This is a genomic window from Gimesia sp., assembly GCF_048262075.1.
Classification (GTDB): Bacteria; Planctomycetota; Planctomycetia; order Planctomycetales; family Planctomycetaceae; genus Gimesia.
The window spans coordinates 273,326-297,704 of record NZ_JBLXFK010000003.1 but is presented as its reverse complement, the minus strand read 5'-3'; the positions used below and the strand labels follow the sequence as shown (position 1 = coordinate 297,704).

At 51.1% G+C, this 24,379-nt stretch carries 17 protein-coding genes; 8 read left to right on the top strand and 9 right to left on the bottom strand.

Annotation, left to right across the window (positions count from 1 at the left end; genetic code table 11):
- Positions 1 to 196: 196 nt before the first annotated feature.
- From ACN0YH_RS08580 to ACN0YH_RS08560, 5 genes are all read left to right on the top strand, one after another.
- The gene (locus ACN0YH_RS08580) at positions 197 to 907 is read left to right on the top strand and encodes a GntR family transcriptional regulator (RefSeq protein ID WP_417379155.1); all 711 of its coding nucleotides are present in this window, start codon (positions 197 to 199) and stop codon (positions 905 to 907) included.
- A 126-nt stretch (positions 908 to 1,033) separates the two neighbouring features.
- Positions 1,034 to 1,978 (top strand): DUF1559 domain-containing protein, encoded by a 945-nt coding sequence (locus ACN0YH_RS08575; RefSeq protein WP_417379154.1) that lies wholly within the window; start codon positions 1,034 to 1,036, stop codon positions 1,976 to 1,978.
- Between the two features lie 93 nt (positions 1,979 to 2,071).
- On the top strand, positions 2,072 to 2,479 hold the full coding sequence (locus tag ACN0YH_RS08570; RefSeq protein ID WP_417379153.1) for a hypothetical protein: 408 nt from the start codon (positions 2,072 to 2,074) through the stop codon (positions 2,477 to 2,479).
- 189 nt (positions 2,480 to 2,668) lie between these two features.
- A complete protein-coding gene (locus ACN0YH_RS08565; RefSeq protein WP_417379152.1) occupies positions 2,669 to 5,194 on the top strand; it encodes a DUF1592 domain-containing protein in 2,526 nt (841 codons plus the stop codon).
- A gap of 37 nt (positions 5,195 to 5,231) precedes the next feature.
- Positions 5,232 to 6,548 carry a DUF1552 domain-containing protein gene (locus ACN0YH_RS08560; protein WP_417379151.1) on the top strand — a complete coding sequence of 439 codons (1,317 nt, stop codon included), beginning with the start codon at positions 5,232 to 5,234 and terminating at the stop codon, positions 6,546 to 6,548.
- 5 nt (positions 6,549 to 6,553) lie between these two features.
- On the opposite strand, the gene ACN0YH_RS08555 is transcribed toward ACN0YH_RS08560, so the two are convergent.
- The 9 genes from ACN0YH_RS08555 to ACN0YH_RS08515 all read right to left on the bottom strand — a co-directional run bounded on the left by ACN0YH_RS08555 (position 6,554) and on the right by ACN0YH_RS08515 (position 21,351).
- The gene (locus ACN0YH_RS08555) at positions 6,554 to 7,477 is read right to left on the bottom strand and encodes a transglutaminase family protein (protein ID WP_417379150.1); all 924 of its coding nucleotides are present in this window, start codon (positions 7,475 to 7,477) and stop codon (positions 6,554 to 6,556) included.
- A complete protein-coding gene (locus ACN0YH_RS08550; RefSeq protein WP_417379149.1) occupies positions 7,474 to 10,014 on the bottom strand; it encodes a circularly permuted type 2 ATP-grasp protein in 2,541 nt (846 codons plus the stop codon). The genes ACN0YH_RS08555 and ACN0YH_RS08550 overlap by 4 nt, the downstream gene beginning before the upstream one ends.
- Before the next feature lie 146 nt (positions 10,015 to 10,160).
- Positions 10,161 to 13,532, bottom strand: a complete 3,372-nt coding sequence (locus ACN0YH_RS08545) for a DUF2126 domain-containing protein (RefSeq protein ID WP_417379148.1) — start codon at positions 13,530 to 13,532, stop codon at positions 10,161 to 10,163.
- Positions 13,533 to 13,589: 57 nt separating this feature from the next.
- The gene (locus tag ACN0YH_RS08540) at positions 13,590 to 14,594 is read right to left on the bottom strand and encodes an alpha-E domain-containing protein (protein WP_417379147.1); all 1,005 of its coding nucleotides are present in this window, start codon (positions 14,592 to 14,594) and stop codon (positions 13,590 to 13,592) included.
- Positions 14,594 to 16,078, bottom strand: coding sequence for a circularly permuted type 2 ATP-grasp protein (locus ACN0YH_RS08535; protein WP_417379146.1), 1,485 nt, complete (start codon positions 16,076 to 16,078; stop codon positions 14,594 to 14,596). The genes ACN0YH_RS08540 and ACN0YH_RS08535 overlap by 1 nt, the downstream gene beginning before the upstream one ends.
- Positions 16,079 to 16,485: 407 nt before the next feature.
- A complete protein-coding gene (locus tag ACN0YH_RS08530) occupies positions 16,486 to 16,941 on the bottom strand; it encodes a hypothetical protein (protein ID WP_417379145.1) in 456 nt (151 codons plus the stop codon).
- 96 nt (positions 16,942 to 17,037) lie between these two features.
- A complete protein-coding gene (locus tag ACN0YH_RS08525; RefSeq protein WP_417379144.1) occupies positions 17,038 to 18,036 on the bottom strand; it encodes a DUF1559 domain-containing protein in 999 nt (332 codons plus the stop codon).
- A gap of 391 nt (positions 18,037 to 18,427) precedes the next feature.
- Positions 18,428 to 20,905 carry a Lon protease family protein gene (locus ACN0YH_RS08520; protein WP_417379143.1) on the bottom strand — a complete coding sequence of 826 codons (2,478 nt, stop codon included), beginning with the start codon at positions 20,903 to 20,905 and terminating at the stop codon, positions 18,428 to 18,430.
- Between the two features lie 26 nt (positions 20,906 to 20,931).
- Positions 20,932 to 21,351, bottom strand: a complete 420-nt coding sequence (locus tag ACN0YH_RS08515) for an Hsp20/alpha crystallin family protein (RefSeq protein WP_417379142.1) — start codon at positions 21,349 to 21,351, stop codon at positions 20,932 to 20,934.
- A gap of 299 nt (positions 21,352 to 21,650) precedes the next feature.
- Here ACN0YH_RS08515 and ACN0YH_RS08510 point away from each other — a divergent pair, with 299 nt between their 5' ends.
- From ACN0YH_RS08510 to ACN0YH_RS08500, 3 genes are all read left to right on the top strand, one after another.
- On the top strand, positions 21,651 to 22,130 hold the full coding sequence (locus ACN0YH_RS08510; protein ID WP_417379141.1) for a hypothetical protein: 480 nt from the start codon (positions 21,651 to 21,653) through the stop codon (positions 22,128 to 22,130).
- Positions 22,131 to 22,655: 525 nt separating this feature from the next.
- Entirely contained in the window at positions 22,656 to 24,029 is a 1,374-nt protein-coding gene (locus ACN0YH_RS08505) for a sigma-54-dependent transcriptional regulator (protein ID WP_417379140.1), read from the top strand.
- A 153-nt stretch (positions 24,030 to 24,182) separates the two neighbouring features.
- A complete protein-coding gene (locus tag ACN0YH_RS08500) occupies positions 24,183 to 24,371 on the top strand; it encodes a DUF6435 family protein (protein WP_417379139.1) in 189 nt (62 codons plus the stop codon).
- The last annotated feature ends 8 nt before the right edge of the window (positions 24,372 to 24,379 follow it).

Here is a 24,379-nt window from a genome sequence, read left to right as displayed (position 1 = left end):
ATCCGTACCTGGTGAAATCAGGGAATCATGCGACTGATTGCATGTTCCCTTTTTTATTTGATCATTGACAAGACTAATTTAGATATTATATATTATGCATAATGCATTATTCGTAAGAATGTGAGGTTTTGTAAAGTAGTTCCCAGAGGAATTACCGGTCAGATCTCTTACATCAAAAATATTCTGGAGGCTGTCTATGATCGCGACGACTTCTCTTTCGACCCATCCCCTGCCGGTGAGTTCTTTGCGGCTGGACATTTTCAGTCAAATTCTGCTGTCGATATTTACGGGTGAGTATCCCGCGGGAACCCGTTTAAAAGTACAACATCTGGCGAAGCAGTATGGTGTGAGCAGTACTCCGGTACGCGAGGCGATTGTCGAGTTAACTGGGATCGGCGTGGTAGAACTGTTTCCCAACCGGGGGGCGGTTGTCGCACCTTTTGGTATACCGGAAATACGAGAGATGTATCACGTGCGTCGTATCCTGGAAGTCGAGTCAGCCCGCTGCGCTTGTGAGTGTAGTGACCTGCAAGAAATCAAACAGCTGCTGGAAGAGACAAGAGCCTTACAGCAGGCTAATCGTGATGATCAGTGGACCGTGCTTTGTTCTGATATTGATAAAAGAACGCACACTGCAATCGTAAATGCAGCCGGCATCAAGCGACTGAAAGCAGAACTGAATCGATATGACCGGCTGATGCATATGGTGCGCGTCTTACTGAAAGATTCAGAACTCTATCTGGATCAGATTCTGGAAGAACACCTGCAGGTCCTGGAAGCAATACTCCGCCGCGACCAGGAGGGGGCAGACACAGCAATGGCCCGGCATCTCAAGTCGACCTGCGAACGCGCTGTTGAAGGCATTTTTGTTCGCGGGATTCCTGAGACAGAAAACATTCATTCTTAAAACTTGAGCAACCTGAATTCGATTTTCATTTCAGATAGATAAGTCAACTTCAAAGAGTGCAGCTCCTATCCATTTTTTCTGTTCATGCAGGAGTTGCCCGGGTTTATTTTTTAAAAGGAGACGCTCATGTTTCGCCGCACGCGGGGATTTACGTTAATTGAATTGCTGGTGGTGATCGCGATTATCGCTATTTTGATTGCTTTGTTACTCCCTGCTGTTCAACAGGCACGGGAAGCAGCCCGACGCAGTCAGTGCAAAAACAATCTCAAGCAACTGGGACTGGCGATGCATAATTATCACGAAACCTTTCAAGTGTTTCCTTTCGGGATGATTAATCCGACGAATGGTGATTTACCGGGATCCCCACGTCCAGCGACGGATAATACTGGCTGGTATCCCATGATACTGCCGTATATCGAACAGGGGTCTCTGTACAATGTTTATATGCAGGAACAGAAAAATCCGTCACGAACAGGCGCAATATACTGGAGCAAAAAAGACGCGGTGGTCCCCATGATGATGTGTCCCAGTGATCCAGCAGGTCCCAAGAATATTACCTATGGGCAGACAGATCCTTCCAGTAATGGCTCACAGGGTTTTCATGGTAACTACGCGGTCTGCTCGGGTTCAACTCATTTCGGCGCTGCAGGAAGTTATACAGCGCTGAATGGACTATTTTATTCACGCTCACGAACCAGGCTCCGCGACATCACCGATGGTGCTTCAATGACCCTTATGGCCAGTGAGCTGATCTTGTCTGCCGATCAATCCAAGCATGATGTGCGTGGTCGACTGATGAACCCGCGTTGTATGGGGACTTTTTTCACGACATTGGAAACGCCGAATCCCAATGTCGGTGATGTATTGATCGCCTGCTCGGATATCCCCCATGCGCCGTGTGGAGCCGATAGTACCGCGAACAGTCGCACCTTTGCGCGGAGCTATCATGTCGGTGGTGTGCACGGTTTACTGGCAGATGGGGCAGTTCGTTTTATCTCTGAAAATATTGATCGTGCTACTTTTCAGTCTTTAGGGACGCGTGCTGGTGGGGAAGTGATTGGGGAATTTTAATCCGTTGACGTTACAGTTCTGTGGTGGTCTGTAGCAGCAGTCGCTCAGGAGCACGTCTGGTTAATCTTTCTTCTCAACTTCGGGAGATGACCCATGAGATTGATTTTTTGCTTTATATTGTTAGCTCTGTCAATACAGGGATGTTTTCAGGGAACCGGTTCCAATGAGTCTGAAGTCAGTGGTTTCATCAAGTTGGATGGAGAACCACTGCCTGAGGGTACAATCACATTTATTTCCGCAGATAACACCACTCATTCCGCACAAGGGAAAATTCAAAACGGTAAGTACGTTGTTATTGTGCCAGTAGGTGAGAAACAGGTTGAAATTCATGCTTCCCGCTGGACAGGGAAACCTTACGAGAAGTACGATATTATAGAGACCGAACAGTATCTCCCTGCGATTTATAACGAAAACAGCCAGTTGACGGCTGAAGTAACCTCGGCTCAGAATATACAGTTAGACTTCGAACTGGATTCCAGCGCTCAAAAGTCCGGGAAGTGATTGATGGAGTTACGAGTCATTCTGAATAGAAGCCAGAGCGAGGAGAAATTGATCTTACCTCCATTTCCCAATGATCCGGCGAGCGATTGTTCTGATAGCGGACAATGGAAATTCATCGTCTGTTTATCACTACTGTGCCTGTTTTTTATATCTTTTTCCGAAGCTCACGCGCAGGGTCAAGAAAGTTCCGTGTCAAACACGGAACAAATGATTCGACAGTTGCTGCAGAAAACCTGCCTGGACTGTCATAATGACGATCTTGCGGAGGGGCGTTTGAATCTGCAGCAGCTCGGCTGGAGACTGGATGATCATCGATTGCGTCAGCGCTGGATCCAGGCATACGACCGGATTGCCGCAGGAGAGATGCCTCCCAATCAGGATGATCTGGCTCAAGCCGATCGTGAAATCCTGCTGAAAACTTTGTCTCAAGCACTGCAGACTGCAGATGCTGCCGAGGTGACGCTCCTGGGACGAGGTCCATTACGTCGGCTGACGCGAGACGAGTATGAGCAGAATCTAAGAGATGTGCTGGCATTGCCGCATCTTGATATTCGCGATCTGCTACCCGAGGATCGTGAGTTACACCATTGCAATAAAGTTTCAGAAGTTCTGGACATGTCCCGGATTCAGTTGGACGCGTATCTTGATGCTGCGGACCAGGCATTGCGACAGGCGATCGCTACGGGAATGAAGCCACGGAAACAGGAGCATCACCGTCTGCCTGCCACGCGGATGTTTTTAACAGCTCAGACATTTGGTGGTCGCGAAGCAATGTTCTACGCGAAGGATTCCCAGATGGTTCCGCTGTCAGGCGGTGATCTGGCTCGGATGCGCAAGGAGAACACACACGACCCCCAGATGGAGCTGGCGATTTTTCGCTCGGCCTCCTGGCCGTATTACGGTTATCCCGATGTCTTCAAAGCCAGAGAACCGGGCGCTTATCGCATTCGCTTTTCAGCACGAGCCGTCAGGCAGCTAAGGGACTTCAGTCTCCGACCGGCCTGGAATTCGATTGCAATGAATTTCCGTGCGCGGAAGCGTTCCGGTGCCGATGTCTCGGGTGACGTTCGTGCGACGGGAGAGACTTTCGATATTCAACCAGAAACCGGTATCTACGAAACCACGATTCGTCTCAAGCAGAATGAAACGTTCGAGTACAGTCTGCTGGGACTGCCGGTTCCCCGTGCCATCAATCCACCGAATGCGCCTTTATATTATGATTTTCCTCCAATGCCAGATGGAGGTCATCCGGGTGTGGCCTTTCAATGGCTGGAAATTACGGGGCCCCTGGACTCTGAAGCTTGGCCTCCCCCTTCGCATCAACGGTTGTATGGAACATTACCGATTCGAACGACGGAGGAAGGCACGCTGGCTGTTGAACTGATTTCGACTCAGCCGAAACAGGATGCGCAACGACTGCTGCGACGTTTTATTCGACTGACTGAGCGTGAGCCAACCTCTGAAGATGTAATCAAAATCTACGAACAGTTAGTGTCAGACGAGCTCCAGGCAGGTACTCCGCTGGCAGAAGCATTACTGACCGGTTATACGGCATTTTTGTGTTCGGGGCAGTTTCTGTTTCTACCGGAACCGCGATCTGACTCTCCCCAGCGTCAGTATGCGATTGCTTCCCGGTTGTCGCATTTTCTGGGCAACACACGCCCGGATGACGAACTGAATCAGCTTGCTGAGCAGAAGCAATTATTAAATCCGGACATTCTGATTCAGCAGACGCGTCGATTACTGGAAGCAGATTCTGCAAAGAACTTTGTGACAAATCTGACCGATTACTGGCTTTCCCTGAAAGACATTCGCCGCGATGAACCGGACAGCCGCCTGTATCCGGAATATCGGTTTGATGACTATCTGATTGAATCGATGGCGGCAGAAACCCGTGCGTTTGTAACGGTGATGATTGAGGAGAATCTGCCCGTCACTGACCTGGTCGATGCCGACTTTGTGTTTGTGAATGATCGACTTGCCCGGCATTACGGACTGCCGCCCGTCAGTGGTTCACGGATGCGGAAAGTTTCTCTTCCTGATGCAAGTTTATACGGCGGATTACTGACACAGGCTGCGCTTCTGAAAGTGACCGCGAATGGCACCACGACTTCTCCTGTCATTCGCGGCGCCTGGATCATGGAACGGATTATGGGGAATCCTCCACCCCCGCCTCCACCGACTGTTCCCGCGGTCGAACCAGACATCCGCGGTGCCACTACGATTCGCGAACAGCTGGCGCTGCATACAAAGGATCCGTCTTGTGCCACCTGTCATGCCCGTTTTGACCCGGTCGGTTTTGCATTGGAAGATTTTGATGTTATGGGAGCGTTTCGTACCCGCTATCGCAGTCTGGCAAAAGGCGAAAAAGTGACCGGCATTGATCGTGCCGGACATGATTATATTTATTTTGTCGCCGGGCCGACCGATTCCAGCGGAACACTGCGTGATGGGAGCGCATTTAAAAATATTCAGGAACTGAAGCAACTGCTTGTCACGGAACCGAGGCAACTGGCACGTAACCTGGTGCAGCAACTGGTTGTGTATGCGACGGGGACTCCCGTCCGGTTCTCCGATCGACCTGTAGTGGAAGCGATTCTGAATGAATGCCAGCCGCAGGGCTATCGAACGCGCGACCTGTTGGAATCTCTGGTGCGCAGCCCGATTTTTCTGGGGAGTCCACTTCCCCAGGAAGCGAGCGTTCGGACTGATTGAAATCGAATAAGACAACATCCTGACTTACGAGTAATCCATGATGATGAAACATCAACTGACACATTCAACAACAACACTGACGCGTCGCCATTTTCTGCGCGGTGCGGGGGTCGCGCTGGCATTGCCGTTACTGGAATGCAGGGCTCAAACAAAGCCTGTTTCCTCTGATGACGAAACTACTCCGAAGCGGATGCTGTTGATTTCGAATAACCTGGGAGTACTTCCTGAGCCATTCTTCCCGGAAACATCGGGTGCAGACTATAAGCTGTCTCCCTATCTGAATGAATTGAAGGCGTATGCGAAAGATTTTTCGGTTTTCAGCGGTCTTTCTCATCCGGCGTGCGAAGGCGGGCATTCGACCGAAAACTGTTTTCTGACCGGTGCCAGGCATCCCACGAGCAGTGGGTTTCGCAATACGATTTCACTCGATCAATACGCGGCAGAGCACCTGGGCCGCCAGACTCGGTTTGCCACGTTGAATCTGGGCGTGAATATTGATAAAGCGAACCGGAGTCTGTCGTGGACTCGGGATGGCGTGTTGCTGCCTGCAGAAGACAGCCCCGCCCGCCTGTTTCGCAAGATGTTTATTCAGGGGAGCGATGCGAAGGTGAAGCAGCGCCTGCAGGCGCTGAAACGCCGTGGGAGTATTCTGGATGCTGTCAGTGATTCAACTCAGAGATACAGCAAATCACTGGGACTGAATGATCGCAGGCGACTCGATCAGTATTTTACTTCGATCCGTGAACTGGAGCAGAGACTGTTAACGGCAGGCGAATGGGAGCAGAGCCCGAAACCACAGATAGCACAGGAACTTCCGCGTGATATCGTCGATCGGGCCTTGCTGTTTGATAAGTTCGAGCAGATGCTGCTGATGGCGTCACTCGCGCTGCAGTCTGACTCGACCCGGATTGTGACTTTAATGGTAGATGCCTTCGCGACTCCTGTCTTTCAATTGCAGAATGATGAAAAAAGCAGCACGGGTTATCATACCCTCAGCCATCATGGCATGCGTCAGAATCATCTGGCCCAGTTGGAAAAAGCGGACCGGCGACAAATGAACCTCCTGCGTCAGTTATTTGAGAGACTGACGGAAGTGCAAGGGGAATCAGGGCGTCTGCTGGATAATACGATGGTCCTGTATGGCAGTAATATGGGGGACGCCAATACACACGACAATACCAATCTGCCCATCCTGCTGGCGGGAGGCGGATTTCGGCATGGTCAGCATCTGGCGTTCAACCGGGAGCAGAATTCACCGTTATGCAATCTTTATGTCAGCATGTTGCAGCGGCTGGGAGTCGAATCGGACCAGTTTGGTTCCAGTAGCGGGACTTTGACAGGTTTGAAATCCTGAATGACTCAGATTGGGTTTCCGTTGTCATTGGCAGTCGGTTGGTCTGGCTGTGGTTCTTCCGGCGCGACGTCGACAGAGACCGTCATCCGATGCTCGCCTCCGCCGACAATTGTCCCCTGGATCGGGCAGACATCGTAATAGTCTCTTCCCCAGGCGACTGTAATATGATCGGCTGAAGTCTGTACGTTATTTGTGGGATCGACGTCAATCCAGCCTGTTTTTTCTCCACAGTACACAGAGAGCCAGGCATGCGAAGCATCCGCACCGACCAGCCGCGGCTTGCCCGGCGGAGGATTGGTTCGCAGATATCCACTGACATAGCGGGCTGCCAGGCCCAGCGCACGCAGGCAGCCGATCTGGAAATGAGCAAAGTCCTGGCAGACGCCATGCTGTTTCTCGAAGACTTCGCTGATTTCCGTATTCACATTGGTGGCCCGGGGGTCGTATTTAAATTCTTCATTGATGCGGGTAGTCAGATCCAGGACTGCTTCCAGGATCGGGCGGTTATCCTGAAAGGAAACCTTCGCGTATTCTATTAAGTCGGGAAACAGTTTCACCCCCGGAGAATCGAAGATGAACTGATACGCGTCGAGTACTCCGGCAGAGTGTTCCTCTTTCAATTGCTGGACGATGTTTTCCCAGGAGGGCGTTTCAGCGGCGTTAATGAGCGGGCACGCCATCACAGAGACCTGGCTTGTTGCAGAGACGCTTAGTCCAAGGTGGGCCTGATCGATTGAGAAATAAGAGACATCGTTTCCAAAGTAGTCCTTGCGATGCGTAATACTGAAAGGCTCCGGGTGGATCAGCAATTGAAATTCGTTACACATCTGACAGGGTAACGCTCGTGGCGCCAGGTGCACCAGGTTGTGGCAGACCGGAACCGCCTGGGAATAAGCGTACTTCGTGGTGTGAGTGATTTTGTATTTCATTGCGGGCTGATGTCTGAGAGTTGATGAGAGGGAACAGCGTGTACAAGGTACCGGTGTGAAATTGCTTCAGACAGTTTAGGCAACTGGTAATCCCAGGTTTCAATCAGTTTTTCCAGGGGTTCATAATCTCCCAGGCAGTGCGTATCAGCGATTTCCTGAATATCCAGCATGCGAACGGAATGCAGCAGTGTCATGACGAGTCTCTGCTCGGAAGTATATCCGGGTAACTCACGATTACGGGGCAGTCGTTCTACATGCTTGGCCAGTTGCATGAACTGGAATACCAGTGATCGTGGATTCGATTCATCAGTCAGTAATAAATCGAGTACCGCCGCCAACTGCAGGTTTGACAGGTAACGGGAACGGTAAGTCATCAGGCTGTCGGCAACTTCCAGCACCGTTTCGAAGATCGGACTCTGGACTTCAGGCATCGGCACGAACGAATTTTTAACCAGGCTGATAATCTGCAGTGAACGCTCAACACGCCGTCCCAGTTCGAGAAAGCGAAACGCCTGGGTACGCGTCATGCTTTCCATGACGATTCCGCTAAAGGCGGCCAGTTCAGTAATCAGGTCATCGGTAACTGTGAGCACGTCAGACAGGTTGGTTGTTCCGTAGCGGGGGGGCTGGAAACCTTTGTCAATGCGGCGGATAATGCGCCAGGTATCAAGTGAGATCCGGTCGCGCACAATGGAGCCCAGTCGGAACAGTTCATCCACGATCGAGCGGAGTGAACTTGAATGTGATTTATCGAAGACTGCCGTTGGTATAACATGCTCTATAGGGGGCAATTGGTTGCGCATTTTCTCAATGGCATAGCCCGGTTCAATCTGTCCCTGATCAGCAAGGCAGCGGAGGAGCACCGGGACTTCCAGATCGCTGGTAGAACGAGTTTCCCCACTGAGTCGATTAACAATGCTACGTAATAATCGTGCCAGTGCTTCTGCCCGTTCCTGTTGTCGCCCCAGCCAGAATATATTATCTGCGGCGCGACTGGGTAATTCTGAACCACTGCGTTTGAGTGAGATGGTTCGGCCCTGTTCATGCAATAATGTGACATGTTCGACAGGTTCATCTGAGAGGATCCAGGCATCTTTACTGCCTTCCCCTTTGCGAATGGATACTTCCAGGGGATCAAGACTGGTTGAAGTGCGCCCGAGTGCGCCTTGCATCACCGTATAACTGTCACCGCTGGAAACAGCATATGCACGCAATGAAAGATGTGCAGGCTGGATTTGTCCGCGCCAGATGGGAACACTGGAGCGGATAACTTTCTCCTGGGCAGCAAATCCGGAAGGATGAGATTTAATCAGTTCTGTGAGTTTCTTCGGTGACATCTGATTGAGTGACTCGACCGAAGGATTGTCTTTACCGCGAATCCGAAACGCGGGATAAATGGTGAGCTTCTCCAGATTCTTCAGCACGTAGTTTAGCTGCTCCGGGTCACCACACCACCAGGAAGCAACACCGGGCATGAGCAATTCTGTACCTAAGAGCGCTTTACACAGGTGAGGCATAAACGCCATGAAGGCGACGGATTCTACCAGGCCGCTGCCCAGCGCATTGGCAATGCCTACCTGGCCGGAGCGGGCAGACTGCGTAAGTCCGGAGACGCCGAGCCGGGAGTTAGAGTATTTCATTTCCAGCGGATCACAATCGCGACTGTTCTGGCGACGGAAAATGACATCGACGGGGATCAGTCCGCCGAGTGTTTTCAGCATCACCTGGTTTTTGCGGACAGCAAGGTCTCCCCCTTCCACGAGCGTATAACCCAGGTAACGCGCCAGGTAAGCGTCCTCAAAATAATTTGGGCTGGTCGGGCCATGACTGAGCAGCACGACACGCGGATTCTCCAGGCTCTGTGGTGCCAACTTGCGAAGTGTTTCCTGGGCAGCGATAAAGAACGGGGCCAGCCGTTCGACGTTACACTGCTGGAACAGTTCCGGGAACATACGTGATGTCAGAATGCGGTTTTCCAGCGCGAAGCCAATTCCGGAAGCGGCTTCGGTCCGGTCTGCCAGTACCCACCACTTCCCATTAGGAGAGCGGGCCAGATCAGCAGCGTAAAAGTGCAGGAAACATTCATTGCGCAACTGGTCCCGATGGTAGGCCCGCAAAAATCCAGGGTGGGAGTACACCAGTTCCGCTGGCAGATCCCCCTGTTTCAGCAGAGTCTGTTTGCCGTACAGGTCTTTCAGAATCAGGTTCAGTAAATGGGCTCTTTGTTTCAGAGCAATGGAAACTGTTTCCCATTCGGCAGACGAAATCAGAAATGGAATCGCATCCAACTCCCACGGGCGGGGTTGGTCTTTGGGGGTCACGACACCACTATAGGCAAAATCGTTTGCCTGGACAGTGCGTTGTGCCTGTTGCCAGCGATGTTCAAATTCCTCCCGACCGATTTTCACAATCGTATCCAGGAACTGCTTCACGTTGGGGCGTGGTTGCCCCGAGTCCAGCAGGAACTCATCGTACGCTCCTCCAGGAGGAGTGTAACCCTGGAAAATGTTGTTCACAGAGAGCGGCGGTGTGGACACGGTTTACAGTATTCCTAAAGGTGATGCGATGGTTCAATAGTGGGTATGACTGCATCCGGACTGGATGCAGTTGTCAGGCAAGCGGCAAATTCCCAATAAAGCAGGAACCGGTTTCTTCCTAAACCCTATACTCAGTTAGAGTAATCTTACACCATGCCCCGGTTTCGGCGAAGATCAAGTGTCAGCGGAAACATGGCATTTTTTTCATCTTCAGGAATGGAACTGGTTCCTCCGGTGTGTCCCATCTTAAAAAATCGTCCAGCGCGGCGGCTTTCCGCTTCGTAAGCGTTCACCGGGAACGTTCCCGGATTGAGTCCGCCGGGATGTCCGACATGGTACGTACAGCCACCAATTGAACGATTTCCCCAGGTGTCCACCAGATCGAATACCAATGGTTCGTCGACAGGAATCGTGGGGTGCAGGCAACTGGGTGGCTGCCAGGCCCGGTACCTGACGCCAGCGACAAATTCACCTTCCGTACCCGTGGCATGCAGGGGAATCTTGCGACCATTGCATAGCAGAATGTGCCTTCCGTTGGACATCCCCTGGACTTTCACCTGCAAACGCTGGACGGAAGAATCCACGAAGCGGGCGGTCGCACCCCCGGCGGGTTCTTCTCCAAGAACATACCATGGTTCAATAGCCGTTCTCAAATCTACATGAATCCCCCGGTATTGCATTTCGCCGATATGGGGAAAACGAAATTCGTAGTGTGGTCCAAACCAGCTGGCATCCAGGTCAAAGCCTGCTTCATTTAATTCCGAAATAATGTCTTCGAAATCCTGCTGGATAAAATGGGGCAGGAGCCAGCGATCGTGAATGGATGTGTTCCAGTCCACCAGGTCAACTTGATAAGGTTTGTTCCAGAAGCGGGCGACGAGTGCCCGCAGAAGTAGTTGTTGTGTCAGGCTCATCTGCCAGTGGGGAGGCATTTCAAATCCGCGAAATTCCACAAGACCCAGTCGGCCTGTGGAACTGTCCGGCGAATAGAGCTTATCGATACAGAATTCTGCCCGGTGTGTATTTCCCGTCAGGTCCACCAGCAGATGACGGAATACCCGGTCAACCAGCCACGGAGGACACTCACCTTTTTCAGGAATCTGCTCGAAGGCAATCTGTAGTTCATAGATCGCATCACAGCGGCCTTCATCAACCCGCGGCGCCTGGCTGGTTGGCCCTATAAAGCGGCCCGAGAAGAAGTAGGATAATGAGGGATGGTTATGCCAGTAAGCGAGCAGGCTTTTCAGCAGATCCGGACGTCGTAAAAATGGGCTGTCATGCGGCGTGTAGGAGCCCATCACAAAGTGATTGCCTCCGCCGGTTCCGTTATGGGTCCCATCCAGATCAAACTGTTCTGTGCCGAGTCGAGACTGGCGCGCGTCCGCATAAACTCCGGATGTGATATCCACCAGTTCCTGCCAGCTTTTAGCAGGATGTACGTTGACTTCAATCACGCCCGGATCTGGAGTGGCTTTGATATGCTGGAGCCGGTAGTCGTTGGGAGGCAGGTAGCCTTCTACGATGACAGGAATTTCCAGCTCGGCTGCCGTCTGCTCAATTTTCGTCAGTAGTTCCAGGTAGCTTTCCAGATGATCCACAGGCGGCATAAAGATATACAATACGCCGTCACGCGCTTCGAAACACATCGCCGTGCGAATCACATCTGGTTCGATGGGCGTTGCTTCTGCTTCGGGCTCCTGATCGAGATCCTGGTCCAGTGATTCGAAGCCTCCACCTGCGCCGACCCGTTGCAGCACCTGCTGCTGTACGTTGCCTGTAACATGCTGCGCGGCCTGGTGATGTGCAGACTGCTGTCGCAGTTGATCATATTCAGGGAGATCACCGGTGGCTTCAAAGGGGACAACTGGTGTCGGTGTGTATTCGCCTGGTTTGGCAGCTGGCAGTGAATCCAGAGGGAGACGCAGTCCCATGGGGGAATCGCCTGGAATTAAAAACAGTTGTTCCGAACGTACGGGCCAGGCACCACTCATCCAGCGAGGTTTCTCATGCCACCACTGATGCATCAGGGGTAACATGCAGCCCACGGGGGCTCCCAGACCGCGTTCAAAAACGCGTGCGAGACGGATTCGTTCTTCCTCGTCCACCAGATCGGAGTTCATCACGTCGGTGTTAACGGCCAGTCGACGCTCTTTCCACATGTAATACATCGCATCTTCGTAAGCGGTGGCTACATAATCAGGGTTGACTCCCAGACGCTTTGCCAGCGTCGTGGAAAACAGCTGCGCGTGTTCGATCTCGTGGTCATAATTTTCTTCCGGAGCTGCCAGCAGCATGGGGTCATTCCAGATAGGCTGTCCATCGGTTCGCCACATGCAGGTTAGCGCCCAGCGTGGTAACGATTCGCCGGGATACCATTTTCCCTGGCCGTAATGAATCATTCCCTCGGGAGCAAAACGCTGGCGCAGCAATTCAATCAGATTTCCAGCGAGACCACGTTTTGTGGGGCCGACAGCCGCTGTTTTCCATTCGTCCCCGTCCATATCATCGATGGAAACAAACGTTGGTTCCCCTCCCATGGTCAGGCGGACGTCTCCCGCTTCTAATGCCTTGTCGACCTGATGTCCGATGCTGTCGATCCGTTCCCAGACTTCATCTGTATAAGGTTTGGTGATGCGGGGATCTTCATGAACGCGTGAGACTGACATTTCGTGGTGAAAGGTGACTTCACATTTTTCGACGGTTCCCGAGATGGGGGCCGCGTTGAGTGGTTCCGGAGTACACGCGAGGGGAATGTGTCCTTCCCCTGCAAATAATCCGGAAGTCGGGTCGAGGCCAATCCAGCCGGCACCGGGCAGAAAGACCTCGGTCCAGGCATGCAGGTCGGTAAAATCTTCTGAAGCGCCAGAAGGGCCATCCAGTGATTCAATATCGGGTTTCAATTGAATCAGGTATCCGGAGACAAAACGTGCTGCCAGTCCCAGATGCCGGAACAACTGCACGAGCAGCCAGGCACTGTCGCGGCAGGAACCACTGCCCAGCTTCAGGGTTGCTTCGGGGGATTGGACGCCGTGTTCCATACGGATAACGTAGCTGATCATGTTCTGCAGGCGTTGGTTCATACCGACTAGAAAATCAATGGTCTTGATTTCAGTACGATCGATCGATGCGAGCAGAGCAGTGAATTCCGGACCTGGTTCAATCTTATCCAGAAATGGCTGGAGATCCTTACTAAGGCTCGGCTCGTATTCGAACGGGTAGTTGGTTGCCTGGGGTTCCAGGAAGAAATCGAAGGGATTAATCACGGTCATTTCAGCAACGAGATCCACTTCGACCTGCAGCATGTTGGTCTTTTCCGGAAAGACGAGTCGCGCCAGATGGTTGCTGTGTGGATCCTGCAGCCAGTTGACAAAATGCTGGACGGGAGTGACTCGCAACGAGTAACTGCGAATCGGAGTCCGGCAGTGAGGAGCAGGGCGGAGGCGAACCAGTTGTGGAGCCAGCTCGACGTAACGATCGTAGTGGTAGATCGACTTGTGGTTCAATGCGACGCGGATCATGATGTTCAATCAATCGTAGAAGAAGGATAAAAGTGCAGGAATATAATAAATGAGTGCTTAACTGGTTTGAGACTGGCTGTTTTCGTTAGCAGTTTGAGTTTGACTCTGACTCACTGCCTGCTGCGAGATGAAGAAATCTTCATGAATCGCTTCGCCGACTGAGTTCAACTGATTCTGAAAGCCGTCAATATACTGGTGCAATCCCTGCTGAATAATATCCTCGACGCTGGTGTAGTCCATATTGGAACACAACAGGCCCATCCGCTGTTCTGCCAGATTCTGAAAGGTTCCGGCGTGACTCCCCGTGATACAGCGCAACGACTCCTGAGCTTTTCTCAGGCAGAAGTGCATTGCCCGAGGGAACTGAGTATCCAGAATTAAAAAGTTGGCAACACTGTCCGGCGTAATTTTGCCGTATTGCCGTCGATACATGGCCAACGCGCTGGCTGACCTGAGCAGGGCTGACCAGCGGACCACGTCCAGAGCGCTGCCGACATCCCGGGCGTCCGGCAGCAAGATATAGTATTGTACATCGACAATCCGTGAAGTTTTATCGCCGCGTTCAATCAGCCGTCCCACGCGTGAAAAATGCCAGGCCTCGCCACGCGACATGGTTGCTTCCGTGGCACCCACCAGCATGTGGCTGGCCAGTCTGACCCGTTCGCAGAACTCCTGAGGCTGATCCAGAGTCGCAGGATTCGTCGCTGCCGAACGTACCATGAAATAAAACTGGTTGAGTTGTTCCCACATTACGGCTGGAATGATTTCACGAATGGTTCTGGCATTCTCCCGTGCATAGGAGACACAGGATAAAATAGAGTTTGAATTTTTTTCATCGAACAGCAGAAACTTCAGGACGTTATCCCGATTCGGTGCACCGTAGCGTTCCTCGTAAGGAACCTGATCGCCGGTGGTATAAACCAGGGGCGCCCACTGGTCGCCGAGCGTATCGGATTCACCCAGGGTCAGATTATAATTGACGTCAATAAACCGCGCCACATTCTCAGCACGCTCAACATAACGACTTAACCAGTAAACAGAACTCGCAACGCGACTGAGCATTAAAACTTCTCCAAAGCTGCTGACGCATGGTTTGTCTCAGGATGAGAGTGACCATTACGCAGGATCCAGGTGTCTTTACTGCCACCCCCTTGTGACGAGTTGACGATCATTGATCCTTCTCGCAGAGCAACACGTGTTAATCCGCCTGGCATCACGTAAATTTCTTTTCCACAGAGGACAAAAGGTCTCAGGTCAACGTGTCGTGGTCGAAGTTCATCGCCCACCAGTGTGGGAACCGTCGACAGTTTCAGCATTGGCTGGGCAATCCACTCGCGCGGATTGGATCGAATGGCGGCAGCGGTTTTGTCTCGTTCTTCCTGGGAAGAATGCGGCCCCATCAGAATTCCATAACCCCCGGATTCGTTGGTTGGTTTCACCACGAGTTTATCAAGATTGCTGAGAACATGCTCACGCTGTCTGGCGTCGGAACATAAATAGGTCGGCACGTTGGGGAGGATTGTTTCTTCTCCCAGGTAGTATTTGATAATGTCGGGCACATAAGCATAGACGGCTTTGTCGTCTGCCACTCCGGTACCGGGGGCATTGGCCAGTGTGACTCGACCGGCCCGGCAGACATCCATCAGGTGATCGACGCCTAGCGCTGAATCGGGGCGGAAATTTTTCGGGTCCAGAAAGTCATCGTCAATGCGACGGTAGATGACGTCGACCCGACGCAGTCCCTTGGTGGTCTTCATAAAAACGTATCCGTTTTCCACGACCAGGTCCGGGCCCTGAACGAGTTCGACACCCATCTGCTGGGCGAGGAAGGTATGTTCAAAGTAAGCTGAATTGTAAATGCCTGGTGTGAGCACGACCGCGGTCGGATCATTCACGCCTTCCGGGGCACAGTCCAACAGGGTTTTGAGTAACTGTTCGTTATAGTCTTCAATGGGAGCGACTGACATCCCCTGGAAGACCGGGGCAAAGGTGCGTTTCATCAGTTCCCGGTTTTCCAGGACATAGGAAACACCGGAGGGGCATCTCAGATTGTCTTCGAGAACGTAGATCTGTCCGTCCTGATCGCGGATCAGGTCGACGCCGGTGATGTGGCACCAGACCCCCTGGGGAGGATGAAAGCCTTTACATTGTGCCCGGAGTGTTTTAGAAGTCTGGACCAGTTCTGCGGGAACGGCTCCATCCTTGATAATTTTGCAGTCGTTGTAGATATCATCGATAAACAGATTTAAAGCATGAATACGCTGCTTTAAACCGCTTTCAATGGTCTTCCATTCATCGGCATCGATAATCCGGGGGAGCAAATCGAAGGGCCAGACTTTTTCAGTGCCCGCTTCGTGTCCGTAGACATTAAATGTAATCCCCATATTCTGCAGTGAGATGTCTGCGGCTTTCTGGCGTTGCTGCAGGCTGCCTTCGGTGAGGTTCTGCAGGCGTTCTACAAACAGCTTCCCACTGGCGCGGGGAGAGCCATCGGGGGCAAACATCTCATCAAAAATATCACTGTACTGATAGGGAGCTAACCTCATCTAACGATTCCTCAACGAGCCTTTTAAGACGGAATTGCTGTAAATCTGATATCTATGAAATACAAATTAAGCAGATTGCGTGCCGTATTAAGCAAGTAATCGTTGATAACTTGAATCTATGATTTAATTACCATACAACACTTTTCTCTCGTGTAAGTATCGCGCACAAAGACAGCAGATATCTCAGATGTTTGCCTTATAATTAAGCATGGCCTTAAATTTAGACGGAAAGCTTAATTACGTTCAGCATTCTCTGGATCTGTGTAGCAACCGACGATTGAGATCGAGTGATAACGCTTTGCTTCAGCATAACATGGCGGCGTGCAATTCGTATAGATCAAGTCTCAGTATTCAGGATCGTATGAGGTAAAGTTATAGGCTTTCTCCGATTTGAGGGGTCGAACAGATTAGTCCGTCAGCTTGAGATCAAAGGCGTACTCATTGGATCCCGGTTCGACTTTCAACTTTAAGGGGCTGGTATTAATTTTACGTACTTGTGACGGGATGTTTTCATAAGTCTTAACCGCAGGGGGCGCCTGACCTGGTACGACTGGTTCCTGTGGGGGAGGATTCACGGTGACGGTATAAGAACCAAGAGCAACCATCTCCAGGCTGGCTGTTCCATCGCTGTTCAAGGTGCCGCCTCCGCCTTCTCCGGTCTCTTCATTGACTAAATCGACCTGACCTTCCGTAACGGGATCGGTTCCATTAGTAACCTTGATGATCACAGTGCCGCGAGGCTTGTCAGCACCGGGCGTGTGGCTGCAGCCGGAAAGTTCCAACAGGAATAGCAGGGCACATCCGCTAATGACCAGTGTGTGTTTGAGGTTATTACAAGCTGCTTTATGGATCGTGTATTTCATTTTTCAGGCTGAATATTTGATAAAGTGTACTGGGAATAATTTTCCCTGACAGAGTGCACACTGGCAAAATCTGTCAGGGAATACGGGGAGACTGGTTTAATACTCACCAAGCACTTTTCCGTCGTCCCGGACGCAGAGTTGTCTGAGTGTTTCCATATCAATATTCTCGGAAATAAATCGAACAGACCCATCAGTCAGAACGGCATGGATTCCGCCTACATGATGTGAGTTGAGGATGGTATTAGCCGAATAGGCGCTGGCACCTTGAGTCGGAGCACCCGATTTCCAGTACGCGTTGGGAGGATAGCGAACCGTTGTGCTTCCGGCTGCATAATAGTAGCCGCCTGCACTCGGCAAAGTCGTCCCCTCGTTCCAGGTTGACAGGCTGGCATTAGCCCAGCCATGCCAGGCACCCAGTGCATTCGCACTTTTCTGAACTCCATTTACCAGGCCGGACTGTTCGGCCAGAATGATGGTGTTCGAGGTCCCGTCGGTACAGTCACGAAAACGTCTGCTCGCGTAAGGAATCAACATGCCGGTATTGCAGTTGCTGGAACTGCTGGCCAAGACATCGCCCGTACAGACATTTGTGCGACCCGCCGGGTCGGGAGTCGCGCCTGAGATTCCGACGTAGTCGATGATCATACTTTGCAGACTGGCATCGGAATTACTGTCGGACAGAGTGAAATCTGTGGTATTGGTCATCCCATTCGGATTCGAAGGGCATTTGTAAACGGGTAATCTTACGGAATACAAAACCGTGTTTCCGGGGAAGCCGGAATGTGCCCAGTAGCCATTGGCTCTGGTTAATTGCGCATACACATTCGCCTGATCAATGTAAGGTAGAATTGCGACACGCCAGTTAGGATAAGAGCCCGTCTGTGTGCCAATGGGTAGGGCAGTAAAGATTTCATTGTAGTTGTGCATCGCCAGCCCCAGCTGCTTCATGTTGTTCTTGCAGGTGGAGCGCCTGGCTGCTTCGCGCGCCTGTTGCACAGCGGGCAGTAACAAAGCGATGAGAATGGCGATGATGGCGATGACCACCAGCAATTCTATCAGCGTAAAGCCACGTTTACGGGATTTGAGATTTGGCATGGTAGGATTCCTGTGAGGATAATAGAGGAGGGATTTCAAACATCCTGAATAGTTTATGCAATTCAGGTGCCATTGTTAACTATTGTTATAAAATAAAGTTAAAATATAGATTCTGCTTGGATTTCAAGCGGAATTATCGGTTGTACTCAGATGTGTTTCCTGTAACTGACCGGGATGTGAATTGCTGTAAGATATATTATATATACATCTTACGATGGATTGCTTTCTGCCGGCCTCGAAAGACGATGCAAATGAACCAGGCAAGCCTGCTCATGTGATTTTGAGAGATGGTCTGCACAGGAAATAAACAGTAGGTGCATGATTTAGTGGAACGGGGGCAATTACAGGGGACGTTCCTTAGCTGAAGGAAGCGGCACGGATCCATGAAAAATCATTGTCCCGGCAATGGGGGGCGTGGATCAGAGGGGAGGTCGAGGGGAGTGCCCGGGATCCAGAGCAGTCGGCCTGTATCGGTCATTTTCTGTTCCAGCAGGAGTTCTGCGATTTCGGTGAGTCGATCCAGCACGAGGCCATGGAAACTTTTTTTCTCGGAAGCATCTCCCGCGGGAATTCCGGTAAACAGTTCGATTGCCTGGTTGAGATTAGAAACGGACCAGACATGAAACTTGCCCTGCTGGATGGCCTGTACGACATCATCACGCAGTACGAGATTCTGAACATTGGATGTGGGGATACAAACCCCTTGTGTGCCCGTTAAGCCATAGGCATGACAGACATCGAAGAAACCTTCAATTTTTTCATTCACCCCACCGATTGCCTGAACTTCTCCCCATTGATTGATGGATCCTGTGACAGCAATATCCTGGCGCAGGGGCACTTCGGCGATGGCACTGAGCAGGCAGAGTAGTTCTGCGACAGAGGCGCTGTCACCATCAATGCCGCCATAACTCTGTTCCATGGCGATACTGGCGGAGAGAGTCAAAGGCTGTTCGCTGGCGTATAAGTTGCGCAACAGTCCTTCCAGAATCAGCATGGCTTTGTCGTAGGTACTGCCACTCATGCGGCTTTCCCGTTCGATGTTGATGATGCCAGCCGTGCCAACACCGACACTGGCTGTGAGTCGGGAAGGGCGTCCGAATGCATAATCCCCCAGATCTGCAACTGCCAGTCCATTGATCTGGCTGACTCGTTTGCCCTCCAGTTGAATCAGCAGTGTCCCGTCTGCGATCAGGCTCCGTATCTTTTCAGCGACCATATCAGACCGAAAAATTCGCTCCTGCATGGCCTGGCGGACGTATTTCGGCTGAACAACTTTCTTTTTGTCTTTGCTGGCCCAGAAACTGGCTTCGCGAGCGACGTCTCCCACATGACTGAAGATGGAGGTGACTTTATTCTGATGGCTGGCCAGTCGAGATCCGACGCGTACCAGTTCTGCGACTGCGGGCGCATTGAAGGGCAGCAGTCCCTCTTTCTCCGAAAGCTGGCGTACCAGTCGTCCATAAATCAGACCGGTCTCCTGATCGCGGTCCTGTTCGTCGTCGAAGTCTGCTTTTACGCGGAAGATTTCTCGAAAGTCTTCATCATGGAGATACAGGATGTGATAAATCAGCGGTTCACCGAACGCAACCAACCGGACTTTGAGGGGAATGGATTCCGGTTGCATTGCTGACTGGGTAAACATGGAAAGCTGGTCCGGAACCTGAATTTCCAGTGACTGGTTCTTGAGGGTGCGTTTTAATTCTTTCCAGACGAAGGGCTCGATCAAAGCGTCCATCAGATTGACGATCAGATATCCCCCGTTGGCTTTCAACAGGCTGCCAGATTTAATCCGCGTGAAATTGGTGATGACGCGTCCGGCACGATCGACAACGCGTTCAATCGTTCCAAACAGATTGCGGTAATTGGGAGCATCTTCCACTATGATGGGGGGTTCTTTCAAGTGGCTATTGTCGACTACAACATTCACGCGATATTCAAGGAAACGCTGTTCAGGATCGATACCACCTTCAGCCGCGAGCATCGCAACGGCCTGGGGTGGCATATCTGCAAGATCACGAAAGAGGTTTAAATGGTTGATCACATGAGTCTTGAAATGCACCAGCCAGTCTTTGAGTCGCGGGATCTTGAATTTTAGCTGGAGTTCATTAATCAGCGGTTCGACTATCTGGACGGCAAAACGGCGTGCCACTTCTCTGACATCTACGGAGAGCTGTCGCTGAATCTCCCGCTGTTCCTGCAGAACTCGCCCCGCCATACCTACCAGTTCGTCCTGGTGGCTTTCCAGTTCCTGCATTTCTTCCGGTGAGAGCTGCTCAATTTCTTTTTGAGTCATCGGGCGATTATCTTTGAGCGGAATAAACAGGATCTCGCCATTAGGCATTTGCTGCACAGTTAATTCGTGCTGGCTGGCCAGTTTCTGAAGTTTGTCGAACACTTCCTCGCCACGCTTGCGATAGATCTGGCGCAGTTTTTCTTTTTCATTACCAAAGTCCTCTTCCTTGAACGCTTTCGGCAGGGATTCCTGCAGTTGCTCAATCAGCGATTCCATCTCTGAGCGGAACAGGATCCCTTGACCCGCGGGCAGACTGATGGACAACGGGCAGTCGGGTTCTTCAAAATTATTGACATAGATCCAGTCATCTGGAATGGAATCATCCAGAATCCGTTCGCGAAGCGCGTGGGTGATGAGTTCGTTTCGACCGGTGCCCACGAGTCCGGCAAGATAGATGTGATAATTAGGATGCCTGATGCCTGTTCCCAGTTCCAGCGCCCTCAAGACGCGTGGCTGTCCGACAATTTCTGTCAGTGGCTCCAGTTCCTGTGTTGTTTTAAAACCGAACGACTTCGGATCCAGTTTTAATGTTACTTCTTCAGAGGTCAGTTCACGGAAATTCGTCTGTTCGGTCATATCATTCTCACCAGTCAGTTCATCAGTTAAGCAGGAGGGCTGAGTTTCTGTTTGGGGATTTTCAGACGCAGGATGCCGGCCTGATTCTCCCGTTTGACATGAGAGGGGTCGATAGCCTGGTCGAGCGGGATACGACGGACAAAACTCCCCTGTCGACGCTCGATGCAGACTCCCTGGGCAGAATGCTCGACGCAGCCAGACCGTCTCCAGCCGGAAATGGTCAGGGAATGCGGATCCACTGTCACATGAATTTCATCAGGATCAACGCCGGGGACATCGGCTTCCACCAGATAATAGTCGAGTGTCTCGAAAATATCGATTTCCGGTTGCCAGTTTCCGCTGGGAGGGCATAACCCCCACTGTCCATGTATCAGTTCATCAAAAGCCTGATCAATCTCCTGTTCGAGATTGCGCAGGCGGATCGGCTTCCATGGTAAATGCGACATCGGGACTCCTGCAGGAATATTGTTAGTTTAGTAACGAAATGGAAACGACGTCTGATCTTTCCAGTTTACCCTGATTTCAGGAAGTCGTCTATAAAAAGCCAAATCTCCCTCCTCACGGACGTCACAGCCATCGAGTTTCTATTGAGTGGTCAGCGAGCAGGACGCGCGTTATACAATCAGTTCCAGGCAGAATGGACCTTGATTTTAGCGTAAAATAGATGATTGCTTCTCCTCGTCGCTCCGGTACACAAGTTGCTGTATTAGATTCTATCTCTATATAATCTTTAGGAGGAAAGACGATGGCATATCATAAAGTACAAGACATTCTTGAGCTGGTGGAGTCATTTCATCGACAGATGCGCCAGGCTTTGGATCGTGTTTCGCAGGAAGCGAATTCCGATTCTGTGGAATGGTTGTCTCAACAATTGCGTCAGCATGAATTACACTGGCAGGCAGCGCTTTCAGCATATGAGAAGCGTGTCGCGGAAGGTGTGCTCGATACCTGGTTGCAATATTTCCCTGACGAGGAGGTCCACCGCCAGATTGATTCGATCGTGATCAAGCGTGAAATGACACTTGAAGAGTTGACCGATTTGAGTATTCGTTTTCGTCAGGCATTGATTGATCTGTATGAAACTCTATCACAGGCATCATCGGCACCACGGGTTCACGAGCTGTTTCAGCAACTGCAGGAATATGAGCAGGCTGTGGCGGCACAGCAGAGCCTGAAACAGCAGGATTCAGAACTGGTTGAAAGCAGGTCCGATAAACACTCCTGATCAGCTGATCTACTGCTTAATCACAGAGCCCCGCCTGATTTCATAAGAGGAATCCAGCGGGGTTCAGCTTTTGATCCATGAGAGCGAGGGGACTTCCGTTTCCCTGAAAAACAGGCTCAGCCTGTGATAATGCTGCTTAGGTCCCCTGGAGCTTGTCTTTCTGCTCCGTTTCAAAAAAGGGGTCCAGGTAGATACCCTTGAGCTGACTCAAGTATGCGTTCCGGTATTCCACCTCAGAGAAGCTCAGGCAGTTCCAAACCGGGATTGGATCTGCGACCCCCCTTGGGAAAACTACTGTTCCAACAGCTTTGTCCAGAGTTATTTTGATACAGGGAACGTCAGTTTAACGCTGAGGGTTGGAAATCGGACAGAGTGTCGCATGAGGTGGTCGTTGATCGTTCAGTCTGATTGAAATACTGCCTCGATGGATGGGTAAAAGTCCAGAAAGCATTAGATTTCGGAAATGGCACAAGCTTTGCGAAACATACATCCCAAAGTTTTCAAACTTACATCAGGGAGTGGAACATGTTGAAACAACAAACAATTTTGATCATTGAAGACAGAAAGGCAGGAAAGCCGACTCTGTCTGATATATTAAGCGTACATAATTTTCATTCTATTACGGTCAGTCATTCTCAGCTGGAGAATCGTCAGATCGAACACAGCGTGGATCTGATCCTGATTGATATCGATCAGAGTGAGCAGGATCATCTACAACAGTTACAGTACTGGAAAAGTCACAAACCTGAAACACCCTGTATGCTGGTGTCGGGATCGGATGATATCGAAGCAGCCGTCGCAGCAATGAAGCAGGGGGCAACTGACTATCTACATAAGCCCGTCGATTCTGAGAAACTGATTCAATCGATAATAACCTGCCTGCGTTCAACGCGGAATACAGCACCTCATACGAATTCCTCCCGCCTGCAAAATTCATATCACGGTTTTAAAAACATAGTGGGACAATCCGGGGCGATGCAGGAAATAATTGAGGATGCCCGGCGTGTTGCGCAGACAGATAGTACCGTGCTGATTACAGGTGAGTCAGGCACTGGAAAAGAACTGATTGCCGAGGCCATTCATCGCAACGGCCCGCGAGCAGCAGGACCATTTGTGACCGTGAATATGTCTGCCATTCCTGAACACCTGGTGGAGAGTGAACTGTTTGGTTATATCAATGGTTCGTTAACCGATTCGACGGAATCTCGTGGTGGACGTATTGAAGCAGCCCAACATGGCACTCTGTTTATTGATGAGGTTGGCGACCTTAAACTTGAGTCGCAGGCGAAGCTGCTGCGGCTCCTGGAGAATCAAACGATCACGCCGATCGGCAGTAACCAGGATCGACACGTTGACGTGCGAGTCGTTGCGGCGACCAGCCAATATTTGGAGAAACTGGTTGAAGCAAGCCGCTTTCGAGAGGACCTGTATTACCGATTGAATGCGATCAATCTGAAACTGCCCCCCCTGCGCCAACGGAATGAGGATATTAAACTTCTGATAGACAGCTTTCTGAGCCAGATCTGTCAGCAGATGCAGCGCGAGAGACCGGAATTGTCTTCTGAACTACAGCAGTATCTGGTGAAGCATTCCTGGCCGGGAAATGTGAGGCAGCTACGAAACTGTCTGGAAAGCATGGTGGTACTTTCCAAGTCCGGGAGGCTGACGATGGATGACCTGCCTGACATGTTACGCAATGGAGAAGCGGTTCACGGGGGGATTGTGATTCCCGAGGGCATTCGACTGGAAGAACTGGAACGTACAGCAATTCAGCAGACGCTGAGCCGCAATCATGGCAACCGTACACATTCCGCAAAATCTCTGGGCATGTCGGTCCGTACATTGCAAAGGAAGCTCAAAGCCTGGGGCATCCGTGAACAAGCCAACTCCTTCTCATGAAATAGGAGTTTCGCTTCTTGTGAGTATAATCGATATCGTTTCGATTAAAGTGTTAATTCGAAAAAACTGCAGTGGTCAAAGTCGCTTTTTCGTGTATAAAATATGGCGTTGACTCAGATGTTCTCTACTTCTGATTTGTTTGAAGGTTTGCTTATGTTTGGCTGGTTGCGTCGAAGTCCGCGAAAAAATCTGGAAACCCGGTATGCGCAAAAACTGGAACAGGCACGAGACGCACAACGAAATGGGAATATCCAGGGTTATGCACAACTGATGACGGAAGCAGCATCCCTTCTGCAGGAAATCGATGGTTTGCCGGAATCAAATCAGGAAACATCAACATAAGACAACTG